Source organism: Paenibacillus sp. FSL R5-0636 (assembly GCF_037974255.1).
GTDB classification, from domain to species: Bacteria; Bacillota; Bacilli; order Paenibacillales; family Paenibacillaceae; genus Paenibacillus_AQ; species Paenibacillus_AQ odorifer.
Genome location: NZ_CP150232.1, coordinates 4738492 through 4757982 on the forward strand (window position 1 = coordinate 4738492; position 19491 = coordinate 4757982).

The 19491-nt window shown below is 44.5% G+C and carries 21 protein-coding genes; 2 read left to right on the forward strand and 19 right to left on the reverse strand.

Translation table 11 applies throughout. The features are described from left to right. Positions 1-26: 26 nt before the first annotated feature. The 9 genes from MKX34_RS21585 to MKX34_RS21625 all read right to left on the reverse strand — a co-directional run bounded on the left by MKX34_RS21585 (position 27) and on the right by MKX34_RS21625 (position 6383). The gene (locus MKX34_RS21585; RefSeq protein ID WP_036676266.1) at positions 27-698 is read right to left on the reverse strand and encodes a cytochrome b6; all 672 of its coding nucleotides are present in this window, start codon (positions 696-698) and stop codon (positions 27-29) included. Between the two features lie 5 nt (positions 699-703). Then, positions 704-1258, reverse strand: coding sequence for a ubiquinol-cytochrome c reductase iron-sulfur subunit (locus MKX34_RS21590; RefSeq protein ID WP_036676264.1), 555 nt, complete (start codon positions 1256-1258; stop codon positions 704-706). A gap of 239 nt (positions 1259-1497) precedes the next feature. Beyond that, a complete protein-coding gene (locus tag MKX34_RS21595) occupies positions 1498-1917 on the reverse strand; it encodes a DUF2487 family protein (protein ID WP_036676262.1) in 420 nt (139 codons plus the stop codon). A gap of 184 nt (positions 1918-2101) precedes the next feature. After that, entirely contained in the window at positions 2102-2281 is a 180-nt protein-coding gene (locus tag MKX34_RS21600; RefSeq protein ID WP_036676261.1) for an IDEAL domain-containing protein, read from the reverse strand. A 246-nt stretch (positions 2282-2527) separates the two neighbouring features. Further along, entirely contained in the window at positions 2528-3613 is a 1086-nt protein-coding gene (locus tag MKX34_RS21605) for a hypothetical protein (protein ID WP_076101463.1), read from the reverse strand. 89 nt (positions 3614-3702) lie between these two features. Further along, on the reverse strand, positions 3703-4290 hold the full coding sequence (locus MKX34_RS21610; RefSeq protein WP_036676257.1) for a histidine phosphatase family protein: 588 nt from the start codon (positions 4288-4290) through the stop codon (positions 3703-3705). Between the two features lie 178 nt (positions 4291-4468). Then, positions 4469-4915, reverse strand: coding sequence for a hypothetical protein (locus MKX34_RS21615; RefSeq protein WP_051490909.1), 447 nt, complete (start codon positions 4913-4915; stop codon positions 4469-4471). A 152-nt stretch (positions 4916-5067) separates the two neighbouring features. Then, positions 5068-5655, reverse strand: a complete 588-nt coding sequence (locus tag MKX34_RS21620; RefSeq protein WP_036676255.1) for a sigma-70 family RNA polymerase sigma factor — start codon at positions 5653-5655, stop codon at positions 5068-5070. A gap of 551 nt (positions 5656-6206) precedes the next feature. Continuing rightward, on the reverse strand, positions 6207-6383 hold the full coding sequence (locus MKX34_RS21625; RefSeq protein ID WP_256717664.1) for a hypothetical protein: 177 nt from the start codon (positions 6381-6383) through the stop codon (positions 6207-6209). Positions 6384-6579: 196 nt separating this feature from the next. Here MKX34_RS21625 and MKX34_RS21630 point away from each other — a divergent pair, with 196 nt between their 5' ends. After that, positions 6580-7146: an XRE family transcriptional regulator gene (locus MKX34_RS21630; RefSeq protein ID WP_038572428.1), complete on the forward strand. Its 567-nt coding sequence runs from the start codon at positions 6580-6582 to the stop codon at positions 7144-7146. A 217-nt stretch (positions 7147-7363) separates the two neighbouring features. Beyond that, on the forward strand, positions 7364-8665 hold the full coding sequence (locus MKX34_RS21635) for an MFS transporter (protein ID WP_081384043.1): 1302 nt from the start codon (positions 7364-7366) through the stop codon (positions 8663-8665). Positions 8666-9133: 468 nt separating this feature from the next. On the opposite strand, the gene MKX34_RS21640 is transcribed toward MKX34_RS21635, so the two are convergent. The 10 genes from MKX34_RS21640 to aroB form a co-directional block, all read right to left on the reverse strand. After that, the gene (locus tag MKX34_RS21640; protein WP_036676253.1) at positions 9134-10228 is read right to left on the reverse strand and encodes a prephenate dehydrogenase; all 1095 of its coding nucleotides are present in this window, start codon (positions 10226-10228) and stop codon (positions 9134-9136) included. 46 nt (positions 10229-10274) lie between these two features. Continuing rightward, positions 10275-11372 (reverse strand): histidinol-phosphate transaminase, encoded by a 1098-nt coding sequence (hisC, locus tag MKX34_RS21645; RefSeq protein WP_076127634.1) that lies wholly within the window; start codon positions 11370-11372, stop codon positions 10275-10277. Positions 11373-11432: 60 nt separating this feature from the next. After that, positions 11433-12257 (reverse strand): tryptophan synthase subunit alpha, encoded by an 825-nt coding sequence (trpA, locus tag MKX34_RS21650; RefSeq protein WP_076147359.1) that lies wholly within the window; start codon positions 12255-12257, stop codon positions 11433-11435. Further along, the gene (trpB, locus tag MKX34_RS21655; RefSeq protein ID WP_076101466.1) at positions 12254-13453 is read right to left on the reverse strand and encodes a tryptophan synthase subunit beta; all 1200 of its coding nucleotides are present in this window, start codon (positions 13451-13453) and stop codon (positions 12254-12256) included. The genes trpA and trpB overlap by 4 nt, the downstream gene beginning before the upstream one ends. Beyond that, the gene (locus MKX34_RS21660; RefSeq protein WP_036676248.1) at positions 13450-14127 is read right to left on the reverse strand and encodes a phosphoribosylanthranilate isomerase; all 678 of its coding nucleotides are present in this window, start codon (positions 14125-14127) and stop codon (positions 13450-13452) included. Before MKX34_RS21660 ends, trpB begins: the two co-directional genes overlap by 4 nt. Then, positions 14120-14950 carry an indole-3-glycerol phosphate synthase TrpC gene (trpC, locus tag MKX34_RS21665; RefSeq protein ID WP_076297399.1) on the reverse strand — a complete coding sequence of 277 codons (831 nt, stop codon included), beginning with the start codon at positions 14948-14950 and terminating at the stop codon, positions 14120-14122. Before trpC ends, MKX34_RS21660 begins: the two co-directional genes overlap by 8 nt. Beyond that, positions 14940-15980, reverse strand: a complete 1041-nt coding sequence (gene trpD / locus MKX34_RS21670; RefSeq protein WP_170914202.1) for an anthranilate phosphoribosyltransferase — start codon at positions 15978-15980, stop codon at positions 14940-14942. The genes trpC and trpD overlap by 11 nt, the downstream gene beginning before the upstream one ends. A 41-nt stretch (positions 15981-16021) precedes the next feature. Beyond that, entirely contained in the window at positions 16022-17587 is a 1566-nt protein-coding gene (gene trpE / locus MKX34_RS21675; protein ID WP_036676243.1) for an anthranilate synthase component I, read from the reverse strand. Positions 17588-18019: 432 nt separating this feature from the next. After that, a complete protein-coding gene (gene aroH, locus MKX34_RS21680) occupies positions 18020-18394 on the reverse strand; it encodes a chorismate mutase (protein ID WP_036676241.1) in 375 nt (124 codons plus the stop codon). Continuing rightward, a complete protein-coding gene (aroB, locus tag MKX34_RS21685) occupies positions 18388-19491 on the reverse strand; it encodes a 3-dehydroquinate synthase (RefSeq protein ID WP_076297398.1) in 1104 nt (367 codons plus the stop codon). Before aroB ends, aroH begins: the two co-directional genes overlap by 7 nt.

The window sequence follows — 19491 nt, forward strand, 5'->3', positions numbered from 1 at the left end:
CCGTATTCCTCCTCTCTCAGATTAACTTACAGCGGTCCGGAAATCCCTTGTCTGCGGATCATAATAAAGTGTCCTACGAGCAGACTAAGAAGCACCGCTGGGAGGAAGAATACATGTAGTGCGAAAAACCGAGTTAAGGTTTCGGCGCCAACAATCGTTCCGCCTTGCATCAGTTCCTTCAGCACCGGCCCCATTACTGGAACAGAATTAGCTATTTCAAGAGTTACCTTTGTTGCGAAATAAGCTTTATTATCCCAAGGCAACAAGTAACCTGTTAAACCAAGTCCCAACATTACGAAGAAAATCAGCATTCCAACTACCCAGTTCATCTCACGCGGCGCTTTGTAAGAGCCTGTAAAGAAGACGCGCATCGTATGAAGGAACATCATAACAATTACTAGACTTGCACCCCAGTGATGCATCCCGCGGACAATCTGTCCAAATGCAACACTTGTCTGTAAATACTCAACACTAGCATAAGCATTAATAATGTCCGGAACATAATACATCGTTAAGAACATACCTGATAAAATCTGAATGACTGTAATAAAAAAGGTCAGTCCGCCAAAGCAATACACGAACGCAGAGAAATGATGGGCCGGATTAACATGCTCAGGAACCTCGTGATCGGCCACGTCTCTCCAAATTGGCGTAACATCCAGACGTTCGTCAATCCAGTTATAGACATTTTTAAACATCAGAACTACGCCTCCTCACGAGCTACTGTATTTGGCACAATGTCTCCCAAAAGCACCCACCCGTTATCGAATTTCGTTTTATACTGATCAAGCGGCTTAGGAGCAACCTCGAGATTTTTGCCAAGCTTTGTATAACGTGCACCATGGCAAGGGCAGTGATATTCGTCCGGATGAGCTTTATTGTTGTTCCACCCGACCGTACATCCCAAATGTTTACAAATCGGTGAAAGCGCATAAATATCACCCTTCGCGTCTTTCCGGATCCACGCAGTGAGTGTCGCTGTACTGTCGTACCATCCGTCCTTCTGTTTCAATTCAAAAGTAAATTCCTGGGGCTCTTCGGTGATTTTGCTTATCTCAGCAACCTTGATAAAATCTCCAGCACCCTTCTTATGTAATATCGGATCTACGACAAAACGGACCATTGGAAGAATTGTACCCGCCCCCATAAAAGCAGTGGCGCCACCAAGCGTGTAGGTCAAAAATTGCCTGCGCGACATCTCTTTACGGCTGGGTGGTTGTTCAGGCCATGTCTCCTGTTGTTCATTATGGCTGCTCATACTGTTATATAACCCCCTTCTCAAGATATAAGAAAGTATCTGTGGTGTCCGATCAGAGATGTCTCAATATAAATAATCCGTTTTCAAATCTTTTCAATGAAATACATCACATACCATTTGGATTCAACCTAATAATAGCTTAGGCTCCAAAACCCGTCAAGAATATTGTCTAATTTGTGACAGGCTAAAAAGCGGTTTCAACCTGTAATTGTTGATTTTCTGTCACATTTATAAGGAGTTCATCTCCGCCACATCTCTTGAATTTTGATACTAATTCCACTGTTATTCTTCCCTTCTGGAGAAGCCTCAATGATAGGCAGAGAGAGAACTAAATCGCTTTCATAGATTTGGCTTTCTTGGAGAGGTACATCCGCTGTCAACACCACAACATGCTGGAAACCACTGGATTTGACTTTTTGGCAAATCTCATTAATTAAATTCACATAACCCTCTCCAGCATACTGAATGGCTGGGTAAGTCACGATCCGCCCCTTGAACGGTATTTCCACCATATCCATGAAATTACGTAATCTTTCGAGTGCCTGAACGGTCTCAGGAGGACTCTCAAGTCCAGTTAATCCTGTAAAAGGTATGAGACATGTATCATAGAATTTTCGATTTTCTTCCCAAGTGTCCACTTCAAAATCGCTGAATTTCATTCCCATTCATCTCCCTATGTATAATTGTTAATCTTTTTGATCTTTCGCAGATCTTCCTGAAGTTATAGAACCCATTATATTGAAGGAGGAGGATGAACGTCCAGATTTAGATTTTTTATTTTCGTTCGTTTAAGCAAAGTGAGTAGATTATAAGCAAAAAAAGAAATGCGCTAAGCGCATTTCTTTATGCCAAACTTTTAAGTTCCTCAGTAAGATTTCGGAAAGCCATCTCATCTCCGGTAGCCAGCGCCGTGTCAATCTCACGGTGCAAGATGTCGGAGCGACGCTTTCGCAGCGCTTCATCCCACACCATTTCTGCCGCAAGTCCTAGCATCACTTCATACGTAGCCTTCATTTTGTCCATTCGATACACCTCCGCTGTTTAAGAGATCCTTTTTTCTTGTTATTTGATATTTTGATATCCTTCAAGATGATTATGTTTTCGGTTTCAAGAGAAGCGGCACCTACTAAAGCATATTCATCAATCCTGTCTTCGTTCTACATATTTGCCCATTACGCTCAATACTTCCTCTATTGTACCCATCAGCAGCATTAACGGATTCCTACATCTGCGTATGTAATCCCCATAAGCCTTTTCGCATGCGCACCTCTACCGAAGATACTTAGGTACGGCTGTCTCTATCCCCCATGGCGTCATCATCACAGCGAGTCCACCAGAAGTCTCGCCCAATTTAAGCATCCCTAGGTGCACCATCATCCGTATTATTCGTTGCTCTAGAATAGAAGCAGCACTGTCATAATAGAACGGTTTAATTAGCCACCCCACACCATCCACTAAAGAAGGTACTGTCACCCAATTACCGGCGCTAATGCTTATCCAATACACAAGTGAAGGTAGATTTGGCACAGCCCCTTTATATAGTCTTAACCAAAAAGAGAATATCTGCATCAACGAATCACATTTTCCATCGTTTAACACAGCCTCACCGGTCGCAGTAAGCCTTAGCCGGAAGCCTTCCTCAGAGATCCAGCGGCGGTGACGAATATAGTCATACAAAAGCGCAAATCTTGGAGGATAATGCTCACAAGCTCTCCCATAACCAAACCTCCAACCGCCTTTGCTAAGAAGCTCCTCCGGAATATGAAGCGCGTTCATCACACCTTGCTGGTACCGCCTATACATTGCCCCTTCCTGATTCAGTTCTGGCTCATTGTCCTTAATATATCTCAGCAGCATTACCAGATCACTGATCATTAATTCTCCTTCACTGCGATACATAACAGGTTCAGGGCTAGTTGCGATGCTCTCTTTGATATGTGCACTCATCGTCTCCCGAAAACGTTCTTTTAAATCTTTGGGTACCTGGTACAAATATCTGGTCTGCTGTGAGGAACCACTAAAAAGCCAGCCTCCACTTTTGAAACGAGAGACCATCTCCCGGAAACCTCCAGTTTTCCCTTCAGGTGCATCAAAGGACGCTTGCCTTGCCACAGCCAACAAATCCTCAAGACTAAAGTATGTGCGTTCATCAAAAAGCAATGTATTCAAAAACCGTAAATCCTCCGGAGCGCATTCCCGGATATGAGACTCCATAAAACTTCTGCTTCCAAGCATAATCAAAATACTTTGGATCAAGTCGTGTTTGGAATTCTGTTTGCATTCACACCGGTAGCGGCCCGCTATGGCGGTCAGCTGTCCAATATCTGCATAAGTAAGCATATCCGCCAGATTCATGTTTTATCGCCTCACCGTTTTACTACCATTATGGGGAATACTGCCTATTTTATTCCCTTTATTGCAAAAAAAATAACCCGAAGCCCGGGTTAATGCTGATTTTGCAGGATATGGCGAGTACAATTATATAAAATAGGATTCCATTCCCGCTCTTTCTTCTCCAGAATCGTCAAGGATAGATTGCCAATTCGTTCAGAATACTTATCCTTGTAAAGAGCAGTATACAGCTGAGCAAGAAATCCTCCATGGGATATGACGAGTATATTCCGATTGGGATGCAGTGCAGAAATATCTTCCATAAAAGCAAGAGCCCGAGCCTGAAGCTGTTCGTCGGTTTCTTGACCGAGGGAGAGCTGGCTCCATTCCTTACCCCACTTCTCTTCACGTTCTGCGGCAGTAAGCCCTTCTACCTGCCCATAAGCACGTTCCCGGATACGCTGATCAGGTTCTAATAGCGGAATTCCTAACTTGTCAGCAATAATCTTACCGGTCTCAGCAGCGCGGGAAAGATTACTAGTAACGCAGTAGTCCCAGCTGTACGGTTCCTGTAATAAGCGGTCAGCAAGCATTGCAGCTTGCATCCGTCCTTCATCATTAAGTGGAATATCACTTTGTCCCTGTATTTTCCCTATCGCGTTCCAGTCCGTCAATCCATGGCGTATCAAGCCGATTAGCATGTTGCCTCCCCCTTTTCAGCAAAGTATTTGTCTCTTAATGTAACATGGATGAAATAAAAAGTCTTCTTTTTATGAGTTTTACAATGCAAAAAGCCCCTCATTACATTAAGTAAAGGGACTCCTTCAATGTTCTGAATATTATAAACAACGGAAGCAAAGACATACGTCTAATAACCCTCTATGATCGGCGATAACGATTCAGCCTAGTTAATGAAAATACTGCAAAGCCTACACCTAACATCGATAACATCATCCAGTATTGAGGATGAGTGGGTCCCATACTTACAACAAGGGGTTCAATGATCCCACCTTCAGAGCCCAAGATTGGATACGTTGATTGCCATTCCATCGAGGATCCAGCGACACCTGTCTCCACAATTCCACTCTGAGCAACAACTGCATCACCTGGAGTTCTGAACATCGTAAAATAAAGAACGCTGGACAGAAATATTGCCAGAAAGCATGCGATCCATAAGCTAAGCCGATGGCGAACAATAGCAGAGGTCCCAGCAGATTTCCCGTCACCGGGCATCAACCATGGACTCTCTAAATAAATCCGCTCCATGACTTTAACATTTATGGCTTCAGCACGCTCTTCACTGATCTCTTCCCTCAAATCTTGCATAAGCAGGCTGCTCTCTTGCCATAGAGCCCATTCTGCAGCGCAGTAAGGACAAGTTTCAATATGTCTTTCTAGTAAAATCCGCCTAGGATGTGTGGGGGGAGCGTCCCACAAGAGCGGAATACATTCTTGCGCTTCCCTGCAATTCATTCGCCTTACACCCTCTCAACCTGCTCTTCAACTTCAGGCTCATTGAAATAGGATTCGAGTTGAAGCTTCACACTACTCCTGGCACGAAACAATAATGATTTCACTGAGCTTACACTCTGATCTAAAATTTCTGCGATTTCTTGATAGTCCATTTGATCATATTCACGTAGGATAAGTGCAGAGCGTTGTTTTTCGGGAAGATTATTTATCGCCTCACGGACCAAATTCATCCGTTCATTGCGCAATGCAGCCTGCTCGGGTGCAACTTCAAACGGTGCTACTGGTGTATATCCACTCTCTTCCAGAGATACATTACCGGCACGGTTCTTGCGAAGCTCACTTAGCACAGTGTTGCGGGCGATAGTGTACAGCCATGTTGAGAATGAAGCATCTACCTCTCGAAAGGAATGCAAGCTACGAAATGCCTTGTAGAAGGTCTCCGAACAAAGGTCCTCTGCGATAAGCTCCATATGTGAATTTCTAAGCATATGATATACAAATGCTAGTATTTTACGTTGATAACGACGCATTAATTCTGAATATAATTCTGTGTTTCCTTGTTTGATTTGCTGGATCAACTGGGAATCCGTCATGGTGAGATTGGCCCTCCTCGCCCTTGCACGTCTTTTCCCATCCGGTCCGTACTTATTATACCGGTTTGGGCTTTAAAAGTTGCGGTGTTACTGCAAATTTTTAGTTTTTTTATGAAATACACCTATGTATATTCAACTACCCGATAATTAAGGCATGATGTATATGAAGAAGACAAAAAGAAATAAGGCATACTTCTAATTTTACATAAATATAGAAACGAATCTAGAAACATACCTGCTCTATTGTACCACATATTCTCATAGGATGACATTAATAGACTTAAGATAGGTCCTCTCGCCAACAAGACCCGACATTGGATTTCTGACATAGATTCCGGCTTTAAAAATAACACATTTATCAATTTTTAAAAACTGTTGACAAAATGTAAACGTATACATATAATAAAAGTACAGTATGGTTTCTCTCCACTCCTATCCAATACTTAACGGTTCCAATTTATTGTGAACTGTAGCCGCTTACTTTGTAAGCGGTCTTTTTTTGTCCTGAAAGCGCTCTACCTTTTTTAGATGATCAATATCAGATTATTTTACTATAGCGAGCGAATTAGCTTCCACACATCCCCACAATCATCTATTACCCCGTCTGCGTCCACTTGAAGAGGTATATGCTCATTACGTTTCCAAATGCCTTGCAGCCCTGCGTTACGGCTCGCTTGTACGTCATTCATTGGATGATCACCTACAAATATAGCCTCCTCTGCGCTCACCCCATTGGTATCCTTCCTTTTGCAAAAATAAAGGATTAAACCGGGGACGGTGATAAGCTTACGGGCAGGTTCGTTACAAAGACGTCAGATTTTGTTTAGCTGCGTGTGTTATCCACCCTCTAATCCTAATCGTATGGAAAAGAGTCAAAATAAACAATATACTAGCTATAAAGTTATTTATTGAGGTGAATTTGAAATGGATGAAATCGATGAATCAAAACAACTGGTACTACAAATCGGCGGTGCCTTGAAAAAGTACAGAAAAGAAAAAAACATGAGCTTAGATGACTTAGCGGAATTAACAGGCGTAAGCAAACTTACTCTGGGGAATATCGAACGTGGCGAGACAAATCCAACTTTGGCGATAATATGGAAAATTTCAAAAGGCATATCTTTGCCCCTATTAGCTTTGTTCAAATCTGAAGACCCTGTTAGTCTGTATCGAGCAGGTGAAGGTCTCCGGTTTTCTAATGATCAAAAGAATTGGATCATTGAACCCGTCTTTAAAAACGTAAGCAACGATATTGAAATGTGTCGGGCTTACTTACAGCCAAATAGTTCGTATCACCCTGAAGGTCATCATGTGAATACAACTGAAATTGCGACAGTAATGACTGGTTCCATTGAAATTCGAGTCGATGGAGAAATGTACACATTGAATCAATATGATACGATCAGTTTTCGTGCAGACCGCCCTCACTCTTATACCAATCATACAAATAGCGAAACAGTGCTCCATATCTCCTTAAAATATGGTTTCTAAAAGTCGAAAATTTCACCTATAAAATGCAACTCAGTATTCCATTCTATATGGGAACTCTGAGTTGTATTTTTTTAACTAATTTAAGCATTTCAAGATATAGAACAATCTCAATAAAGTAAACTTTAAAATACTTATTGTTAAATTTAATATATTATACTATACTTTCATTGTCCGCGCGGATATTAGTACGCATTAATTCTGGGAGGGAAAATGAAGAATGCCGAATAAAAAATTTGTACCATCATCTTTAGGGCTGCTACTACTCGGCATTATTATTATTGCCGCAAATTTACGTGCTCCCTTAACCTCGGTCGGTCCTTTAGTGGGTCTCATAAGGGGTGACGTTCATATTTCCAATACTTTAGCAGGCCTGATCACAACGGTACCTTTACTTACCTTTGCTTTAATATCGCCTCTAGTACCAAAACTAGGACGTAGGTATGGAGTAGAACTTTTAATTTTGTTTGCCCTGATCTTTTTGACTGTTGGTATTGTAATACGTTCTTTATCTGGGGCTGCAAATCTGTATATTGGAACTGCAATTCTTGGATTTGCAATTGCCGTTTGTAATGTATTAATGCCAAGTTTAATCAAACGTGATTTCCCTAATAAAATCGGTGCCATGACTGGTGTATTTGCAATTTCAATGAGTTTATCTGGAGCGATCGCCTCGGGAATCAGTGTACCGCTAGCTGCAAACGCAGGTTTAAAATGGCAGGGTGCATTGGGAATTTGGGGGATCCTAAGCTTTGTATCGATCCTTTGCTGGTTGCCTCAATTAAGGAAGCATACGAAGCAAACAGCCTCGACAAGTCAACAGATGGCCGGCAATGATGTGAATGTTTGGCGTTCCCCTCTTGCCTGGCAAGTAACCTTGTTTATGGGGATGCAGTCTATGATTTTCTATGTGCTGATCGCATGGTTGCCTGAAATTTTAAAACAGCAAGGCATTGACTCAAACCAATCAGGATGGTACCTCTCAATAATGCAGTTAGCGCTGCTTCCATTTACCTTTATTGTCCCCGTTATTGCAGGGCGAATGTCAAATCAACGTTCGTTAGTGTTCATCACAACCATTTTGCTTTTGACGGGAACGCTCGGACTGCTTTACGGAAGCTCCAATATCATTCTGTTGTGGATTATCATACTCGGAATTGGTGGAGGCTGCGCCTTTAGCTTATCCATGATGTTTTTCGGTTTACGTACTAAAAGTGCGCATCAAGCAGCGGAACTGTCTGGTATGGCGCAATCGATCGGATATCTGCTTGCCGCAATTGGTCCTGCCCTTATAGGATATTTGCATGACACGACAAATAGTTGGAACCTGCCACTTTTCATACTGCTTGGCGCTTCGGTTTTACTCTTTATTGTCGGTCTAGGAGCAGCAAGAAATCGTTTTGTAGGTAGCCAAGCTAGTTACGACGAAGAAAACTCAAGTACCAGAGAATTTCATGGAAATACTGATCGAAATGAAGAAAGCGAGTTTGGGAACAGTTGCAACAAACCAAACCTAAATTAGAGTCTGCGGGTATAAATCCGGAAGCATTTTGCGGCACTCCTTTCTTTTCTTCGTTGATCCAATAAACATTTAGCTTGTACGAAGACGCTATCGGACACAGTTGACCTTAAATGCAGCATTAATCCACATTTGGGATGCTAACGGACCCCATAGCAGCTATTGTCACGAAAAACACACAATATAAGCCTCTTCATATGAAATAGTGTCAGTGGAGTCCGAAAGACTGCTTCAAAGGCAAAAAACGAGCAAATAACGTCATTAGGGTCCGTAAGTACTAGGTGGTACTTATAGTGGTACTTATACTGGTACTTATAGTGATACCGATGGCGATGGCGATACCGATGACGATACTGACGGCGGCATGTTGAAGTAAGCAGCCAACAAAAAAACAGCGATTCTCTATCAACATGAGAATCGCTGTTTTGCTGTTTATTACGATTTGAAAATGAACCTGAGCGAACCTTAATACTACACGTATACCGTATAATCATGATGCTGCAACAGGATCTTCGCCCGCTCCATATCGTTCTCCTGACGGAAAGAGAGACGCATAATCCCCGGCACATCTTCACGGCTTTCGATAATTTGTACGTTGCTAAGGTTAATTCCTTGATCCCCCAGCTCTGTAGCAATACGACCGATAATCCCCGGATGATCGGGTACATCAATATGTAGGTCAAATAAAGGTGCTATCATACCTTTACGCCGTTCAGGCAATTGACTACGGAAGCCATTAGCTTCATGAAATGCCTCTTCAATCCCAACACCATCTTCACTTTCCAGCAAACGAACAAAAGAAGAAACTTCCTCGTTCCAATCCTTCAACAATCGAAGCATCACTGAACGATTGTTTAACAAGATATCACGCCAAATAATTGGATCACTGGACGCAATCCGTGTAATATCCCGAAAGCCCCCTGCAGCTAACGTACTATACAAGGAGTCAGTATCATCATAAGCTTTAATCTGATTTACCAGCGCAACCGCAATAATATGTGGCAAATGACTAATGGCACCTACAATCTCATCATGACGTTCTGGATTAAGGCGTACAATCTGCGCTCTAGTAAGGTGGAGTAAGGACTCCAACGCGTGATAAGCCTCGTCTGGCACTCCCGGTGGAGGCGTTAATACGTAATAGGCATTCTCAAACAACAGCGATGAAGCTGCCTCAACACCTGAACGCTCTGATCCTGCCATAGGGTGACCGCCGATAAAATGTACTCCAGGAATATCCAAAGAGACCGCGCATGCGGCAATACTAGCTTTCGTACTTCCAACATCTGTAATGATGCAGCCGGGCTTGAGCGGCAATTTGCTTAACTGCTGCAAATAATCCTCTAGCATACCCACCGGCACACATAAAAAAATGAAATCGGCATCGATTGCCGCTTCCTCCACAGACAATGTGGCACTATCGACCACACCTCTGCTAATATACTTACTCGCGGATTCAGGACGGTGGGCATGGCCAACGACGGTCAGGCCCTCCTTGCCTTTAAAGCAAAGGGCCAGTGAGCCTCCGATCAGACCGACACCGAATATTGCTATTTTTGTCGTCATGTTCTTTGAACTACCTGCCTTCTTTAGTCTTGACTTGCTGTTATTACTAGGCGCGTACTCCACTCTCTATAAGAGTTTGTTCCAGCGCGGTGATAAAAGCTGTATTCTGCTCAGCCGAGCCCACAGTAACCCGAATATAAGTCGGATAAACCTGATGACCCGCTCTTACGATGATTCCTTTACGCATCAAAGCATCAAAGACCTCTGTAGCAGGCTTACGAACATCTACCATGATGAAGTTCCCGTGTGCCGGGAAGGATTCTAGACCCAGACGTTTGAATTCACCTTGCAATTGGACAATACCCGCGCTATTAAGACGACGGCATTCCTGCACATAATCTTGGTCATTCAAAGCAGCAAGAGCTGCAGCTTGAGCAAGACGAGAGGTATTAAATGGCTCGCGTACCTTGTTGATCAACGAAATGATCTCAGGACTCGCAACACCGTATCCAATACGCAATGCAGCTAAGCCATAAATTTTGGAGAATGTGCGAAGCACAACCAAATTCTTGTAACGAGTCAGTAACTGGATGCCATTGGAGTATGAAAGATCTGTTACATACTCACAGTATGCCTCATCAAGGACAACCATTACATTGGAAGGCACAGCATCCAGGAAAGAAACCAAAGCTTCCTCTGGTACAATCGTACCTGTTGGGTTATTCGGATTACAGATCCAGATAACCTTAGTACGGTCTGTTATACGGGCCAGCATTCCATCCAGATCATGTGTCCCTTTTACAAGTGGCACCTCAATAGATACCGCACTTTCGATGTCTGCGTTACTCTTATACACGGAGAAGGTCTGGTCCGCCATGATGGTCTCATCACCTGGCAAGAAAAAGGCACGAGCAATAAGTGCAATAATCTCATCTGAGCCACAGCCAAAAATAATATTGTCGTTATTCACGCCAAGACGGCTGGAAAGTGCTGAAGTCAATTCAACGGCTGAGCCGTCCGGATAAAGATAAAGATTCTCAAGTTCTGCTAGAATTGCCTCTTTTGCACTCGGTGAAGCTCCATACGGGTTCTCATTGGATGCAAGCTTAATAACCTCACTTAAGCCAAGCTCCTTCTTGACTTCGTCTATAGGTTTCCCTGGTTTGTAGACAGGGAGATTAACTATATTCGGTTTTGGATTCATTGAATAGTCCTCGCTCTCCATAGTTGATTACTCCACTATACACAGGTCAGAATGACACTGTTATGGTCTTTTTAATTGTGCCACAAATTCTCGAATTTGCAACAGCCCCTCATTCCGCGTAGCAGGATGATCGAGCAGCGGAATTACTTCTTCTATTTTGCGGACAATGGCACTCCCTACTACAACACCATCGCAAATCTGAGCAAAACGGGCAACCTGTTCGCCAGTAGAGATCCCAAATCCTACAGCCACTGGCAGATCCGTAGCTTGACGAACGGAAGCAATAAAGGCTTCTACATCCGCATGGAAAGAGGATCTTTCTCCAGTCACCCCTAATGAAGATACACAATAGATAAACCCGCTCGCACCGGATACAATCTTTGCAATACGTTCGCTTGAGGTTGGTGCAACTAAAGGAATGAGGTTGACTCCAACTTCATCACTACGGCGCCGCATCTCCGCTGATTCCTCAACGGGAAGATCCGGGATAATAAGTCCACTAATTTCATGCTTGTTCAGATCAGCAAAAAACGTATCAAGACCCATTTGCAGGATAGGATTGTAATAAGAAAACAAGATAAATGGCAAACTGCTGCCGGCTTGACGAGCCTTTAGCGCGGTCTCCATGCAAGTGCGCAGGTGAACTTCACCCCGCAGTGCCCGGGCAGATGCTCTCTGAATTACAGGGCCGTCTGCAAGCGGATCAGAGTAAGGTACTCCCAGCTCCAGAATATCTGCACCTGCTGTCTCCAGTTCAGTAATGATGGCAAGAGTAGTCTCCAAATCTGGATCTCCAACAGTCAGAAAAGGAATCAATGCGGTCCGGTTCTCAGCTTTAAGCTTCCGGAATACCAAATCCATCCGGTTTGTAGTTTGGGTTGTCATTCAGTTCCCTTCCCTTCTGTATACGCCATAATGGATTCTACATCTTTGTCTCCCCGGCCTGACAGGCAGATCACAACAATATCATCCTTGGTAAGGGTTGGACCCAATTTCACTACATGAGCTATCGCATGTGCTGATTCTAACGCTGGAATAATACCTTCCGTTACGCAAAGCAGCTTCAGTGCATCTAGCGCCTCTGCATCTGTAATCGGTACATATTTTGCGCGTTCGATATCTTTTAGATAGGAGTGTTCAGGACCCACACCAGGATAATCCAGGCCTGCGGAGATGGAATGTGCTTCTGTTACTTGTCCATGCTCATCCTGCAGGAGATAACTCATCGAACCCTGGAATACGCCATGAGTTCCTTTACTCATTGTTGCCGCATGAAAAGGGGTATCAATGCCTTTACCAGCCGCCTCTACACCAATCATACCGACACTTTCATCCTCAACGAATGGATAGAACATACCGATGGCATTACTGCCACCGCCTACAGCAGCTACGAGCAGATCCGGCAGCCTTCCTTCAGCCTCCAGAATCTGGCGCCGTGTTTCATCCCCAATAACCCGCTGAAAGTTACGGACCATCATCGGATAAGGATGCGGTCCTACAGCTGAACCCAATATATAGAAGGTATCGTCTACATTGCTAACCCAGTAGCGAAGCGCTTCGTTGCCGGCATCTTTTAAAGTGCGCGATCCGGAAGTAACGGGAATCACTTCTGCACCAAGCAGCTTCATCCGGAATACATTAAGGGCCTGGCGGCGCGTATCCTCTTCCCCCATAAACACCTTACATTCCATACCTAGCAGAGCTGCAACTGTAGCTGTGGCTACACCATGTTGACCCGCGCCAGTCTCAGCGATTACCTTCGTTTTTCCCATCATTTTGGCCAAAATCCCTTGACCAATCGCGTTGTTAATCTTATGGGCACCTGTATGATTCAAATCTTCACGCTTCAAATATATTTTAGCTTCTCCCAGATGTTTGCTCAGACGTTCCGCATAATACAGCGGGGTCTCCCGTCCGGAATACTGCTTTAATAGATAATCTATTTCTTCCTGAAAAGCTGGATCTGCCGAAAACTTACGGTAGGCCTCCTCCAACTCAATCAATGCATTCATCAAAGTCTCGGGCACGAAGCGGCCTCCGAATGAACCGAAACGTCCATGCTGGTCCGGTACTTGTATCATGATTGCTTCACCCTTTCCACAAAAGCTGTCATTTTTTGAATATCCTTAATGCCGTCAGTCTCTACTCCACTCGATACGTCTACCCCATACGGGACATAGGTATCAAGCAATTCACCAACATTATCTGAATGAAGCCCTCCAGCCACAAACAAGGGCAAGCCATGTCGTACTGCAATTTCTTGGTACTCAGGTAATTTGTTCCATGCGAAGGTTCGGCCAGAGCCGCCGCTCTGCAATGGATCATAAGTATCTAATAAAACCGCATCTACTGCAGCTGCGTAATCTTCCAAGGTATATTCATTTTCAGCTTTATCCCGCTCTTGATCAGCAACGGACAGTGCCTTCCATACCTGAACCTGTGGATAAGCTTGGCGAACCTGCTGGCAAAAAGCCGGGCTCTCCTGTCCATGGAGCTGAATTACATCTAAATGCACCACAGACAACAATTCGTTCAACTCATCCAGCTCCGGATTAACAAAAACTCCTGCAGCCTTAGGAATTTCACCAGTCTTCCAATTTGGAAGTTCTGCAATCAGTTCGGCAGCACGCTCTATGGATACCTTCCGGCGGCTAGGTGCAAAAACAAATCCGATATAATCTAGTGGTAAGTGTAACATAGATTTTAGCACTTCAACGTCCTGAAGTCCACAGATTTTTACTAATGTCTCAGCCATGCCGGACACGGTCCTTTCCGTTAGGAAGCTCACCGAGCAAACCGTTAACCGCATCCTCTACGTTAGCTTGACGCATTAGATACTCCCCAACGAGCACTCCGTGAGCACCAGTAGTTCTTAGGTAGCCGATGTCTTTTGACCCGGAAATTCCACTTTCGCTGATCACTGGAACACCTTGCGGCACAAGAGCTGCCAGCTCGGCTGTTGTCTCCAAAGAGGTCTCGAAGGTACGTAGATTACGGTTATTAATTCCTAGCAGGACGTTAGGTTGGGTTATCTTTTCTGTGCTCAGTACAACCGCCAGTTCATTTCGGTCATGCACCTCAATCAAGATATCCAATCCAAGCCCTGAAGCTATATCTATAAAATGAGACAGTTGTGCCGGTGTCAAAATAGCGACGATCAACAACACGGCATCCGCTCCGAGAAGACGTGCTTCGTAGATTTGCTTCTCATCGATAATAAAATCTTTGCGAAGCAGCGGCAGATTTACAGCTTCCTTCACTTGCTGCAGATAAGCTGCGCTGCCCTGGAAATATTCTGTGTCCGTCAGAACAGATAAACAATCAGCGCCTCCAGCTTCATACCCTTTTGCAATGGAAACAGGATCAAAATCTTCACGGATCAACCCTTTGGAAGGAGAAGCCTTCTTCACCTCAGCGATCAAGCCCATATCTCTGTTCTTCCCTTGGGTCAGAGCCTTACGAAAGCCTCTTGTTGCCGGAAGAAGAGCAATTTCACGCTCTGCTTGTGCCAACAAAAAGTTTTTACTGAGCAGTTCAACCTCTTTAATCTTAGTCGCGACAATTTTATCAAGATACATAATTTAGTTCCTCCGTCATAGCTACAAGCTGATTAAGCTTGGATAGTGCCTTGCCTGAATCCACTACATCTTTTGCTCTCTCTACGCCTCCGGCCATGGTATCTGCCAGACCAGCAACATATATACAGGCTCCGGCGTTAGCAAGAACGATATCACGATAAGGATTAATCTGCCCTTGAAGGACCGAGGTAATAATCGCCGCATTTTCAGCTGCATCTCCACCCAACACAGCTTCCAGTGGATGTCTGTTAAGACCTAATGCCTCTGGCGTTACCTCATACGTGGTTACGGTGCCCTCTTTTAGCTCAGACACTAATGTAGGGGCCGAGATGCTGATTTCATCCAGACCATCCAAGCTGCTAACAACCATCGCACGCTTGGACCCCAGCTCCTTCAGTACATTAGCCACCGTCTCTGTCTTATTCCGATCATAAATCCCCAGCAGCTGACGGTCAGCACCCGCGGGATTCGTAAGCGGACCAAGCATATTAAAAATCGTCCGCACTCCAAGCTCTTTACGCGGTGCCGCCGCATGCCGCATCGAAGGATGATAGATTTGCGCGAATAAAAAACAAATGCCGATTCGATCCAAGCATTCCCGAGCCTGATCCGCATTCAGATGAATGTTGACGCCCAAAGCTTCAAGTACATCTGCACTTCCTGCTCTACCGGAAGCTGAGCGGTTGCCATGTTTGGCAACTCGTACAGAAGCCGCTGATGAAATAATCGCTGAGGCGGTAGAAATATTAAACTTATGGATGCCGGAACCGCCCGTACCACATGTATCTAGCAGACGCGCTTTTTCAGTAAGGACAGGTGTGCCGAAACCTCTCATGGCTTCCGCAAACCCCGTAATTTCCTCCACGGTCTCTCCCTTAATCCGTAAAGCGGTCAGCAGTGATCCGATTTGCGCCTGAGAAGCATCTCCCAGCATGATTGCACCCATTATATCCCGTGCTTCTCCACGTGTCAGACTTTTGCCTTCGATTAGTCCAGCGATTCCTGATTGTATCAATTTTGTTGCATCCATAATGTTCATCCTCCCAGCCTTAATGTAATCTTTTATATTAATCAAACCACCTGTTCAGGGGTATATGTGTACATGTAATCTTGATTGATGACTTGTTTCTCTTTTATCTCGGGTGGGAACATAGCCTCTGCCATACGAATAGCTTTTAGCATGCCCTTCGCTTTATTCACCGTCTCTTCATACTCTTTCTCCGGAACCGAGTCCCAAACGATACCCGCCCCGGCCTGCACATATGCTCTGCCCTTACGGAAGATGATTGTACGGATGGTGATACATGAATCCATATTTCCCGAGAATCCCAAATATCCAATCGCCCCCGCATAAGCACCACGGGCTTCTCGCTCCAATTCAGCAATAATCTCCATTGCCCGTAGCTTAGGTGCTCCTGAGACAGTACCGGCTGGCAGACAGGAGAGAAAGGCATCAAAGAAATCTTTATCCTCGCTAAGCGTGCCTGACACATTCGATACCATATGCATGACATGAGAGTATCTTTCAATTTCCATAAAGGAGTCGCATTTTACAGAACCAAATTTGGACACTCTTCCTAGATCATTACGACCTAGATCAACTAGCATCAAATGCTCTGCACGTTCTTTTTCATCCTCCAGCAGCTCCGCGGCGTAAGCACGATCCGAAGCTTCACTTTCACCTCTTGGTCTTGTTCCGGCAATCGGCCGTGTCTCCACACGGTTTCCATCTACCTTTACGAGCGCTTCCGGTGAGGTTCCAACAATAATCTCTTCATCCATTTTCAAATAATACATATATGGAGATGGGTTAAGCGTCCTGAGCATCCGGTATACATGCAGTGGAGAAACCTCCGTTTCAATATGCAGGCGCTGCGACAACACCACTTGAAAAATATCGCCAGCCCGAATGTATTCCTTCGCTTGTTCTACGTTGTTGATATATTGTTCTTTAGTCAGGTTGGAATGAATCTCACCCAGCTCAATATCCTGCGGAATGCTGCGGCGGTTCACATTTTCCTTTGGCCCTTCCTTTTGCAGCTCTTCGGCCATATCCTCAAGCTTACGACTTAAGCTTTCGTAATTAGATTTGATATCTGAGTCCGTATCACCGTCTTTAACATGCAGGTTGCCAACTAGGAGAATTTGTTGTTTCACATGATCAAAAACAATGATGCGATCACAGAACATAAACCGGATATCATCCATTTGGAGATCATCTACTGGATGCTCAGGCAGCTTCTCATAATATTGCAGCAGATCATATCCAAAAAATCCGATAGCTCCTCCAGTAAATGGCGGCATCTCATCCAGCTTAGGGCTACGGTATGAACGAAGCAGTGCTTTAAGCTCCTCAATCGGCTTTCCATGCAGCTGTTTTTTCTTACCGTCGATCTCTACGTTAATTGCACCCTTTTTTCCCGATATCATTAAAAAGGGATCGCTGCCGATGAACGAATACCGGGCCCATTGTTTGCCGCCCTCTACACTTTCTAGTAAGAACGCGCGGTCACGTTCAGCAAAACGTTGGAATAACCGGATAGGTGTTTCCATATCAGCCAGCAGCCGCTTCACAACAGGAATCAGATTATAATCCTGCGACAGCTTTACCACCTCTTGAACACTCGGATTCGTCATTTTTAGATGCCCCCTTAGTTATATAAATCTTTCCGAAACACAGAAAAACCCTCTACCAAAGTAGAGGGTTTGTGTAAGTAAGTATATGTTTTTGAGCAATGATCAGCATCGTTATGTTGTGCCTACAGACTTATCTCTAAATAAGATACATCACGGATGTGAAATAACACTCCAGTACATATCAAAATAAAGACTCTGCGTACACAAAAACTGCTAATCAGGCATAAACGTCTTCAGCGTCCTTATAAGGACGGTAAGCGTATATGCGTGAAATATAAGAATGTATAGAACAAAGCTTATACTTTCTTATATTCGCAAAAATTTCTTGCACTCTGCTCAACTATACTCATCTCAACTCAACTAAACTCTTCTATACTCGGCTAATTACACTATACATGATGACAAGGGTCATTGACAACCCACAACTCAAATTTAAGACTTACTCTGCGACAAATCCGGACGAAGCTTCTGAGCTTCATTCAGATATACATGGCGGATCTCACGCTGTGATTTATCCGTATTAAACTGCACCATTAACCGGATACACATCGGCAGACTGCCTTTAACAGGGATCTCCGTTGAACACATAAGTGGCACCATTTCCCAGCCCTCAATCTCACGAATGGCTCTTGCCGGAAAAGTAGCATCCAGATCATTGGTCATCGTAATCCATACATTGCTAATATCCTCAGCTATAACATCATTACGTTCTACGATCTCCCGCAGCAGCACAACGGTTTCACGCAAAATCTCTGTTTCTTCGTTATTAATCACGGTAGTTGCTCCGCGAATCCCTCGATTTACCACGGTTTCCCCTCCTTTTTAAGCTCTGCGAGAACCTCTCGCACAAGCGATTCCTGTATATCGTTTACAATGCTTACGGCTCCTATGGCATCAGGCACAATAAAAGTCATTCTGCCTTCTTTGAATTTCTTATCATGCATCATTGCTTCCATTAGCTCAGCTTCATCATATTCAGAAGGAAGCTGTATAGGCAATGAAAGTGCAGATAACATAGATACTGTATCCTCATAAATGGATCGATCATGTCCAAGCTTTACAGCCAGCAGCGCCGAACCCGCCATACCAATCGCAATCGCTTCACCGTGCAAAAATACGCCATATCCGCCAACCGCTTCAATAGCATGTCCGATCGTATGTCCTAAATTCAGAATCGCCCGAAGTCCATGCTCACGTTCATCGTTCGCTACGACATGAGCCTTGATTGCACAACCGCGCTCAAGGGCATAGCCGAGTGCTTCAGCATTCAGAGCAAGCAGCTCATCAGCATGTTCACGGCACCAATATGCGAATTCTTTGTCCGTAATCAGACCATGCTTCACTACTTCGGCCAGGCCAGAAGAGACTTGGCGTGGCGGAAGCGTGCGAAGGGTATCCAAATCGTAAAGCACCAGCGAAGGTTGATAGAACGCACCAACCATATTTTTGGCTAGTGGATGATTGACAGCCACTTTGCCGCCTACGCTGCTGTCATGGGCTAGAATCGTCGTTGGAATTTGTAGAAATCCTATTCCGCGCATGTAGGTAGCTGCTACAAAACCAGCTAAATCACCAACAACCCCGCCACCTAAAGCCAACACAGCTGAGTTGCGATCCAGTCCCGCTTGAATCGCGGTCGTCATAACCTCTTCATACACGGTTAATGATTTGGATGCTTCCCCTGCCGGCATAATATGGCTGACTACGGTATAGCCTTGCTGACGTAGAGCTTCTTCAAGCGACGGTAAATACAGTGGAGCTACTTCACTATCACTCACAACCAGTAGTGGGCTGCGAGTGGACAGTCCAGCCTCAGCACAGTACTGGCCAATGTTCTGCAGCAGACCACTACCGATGTGAATTGGATAAGAACGATCTCCTAAATCTACATTGATCGTACGCAT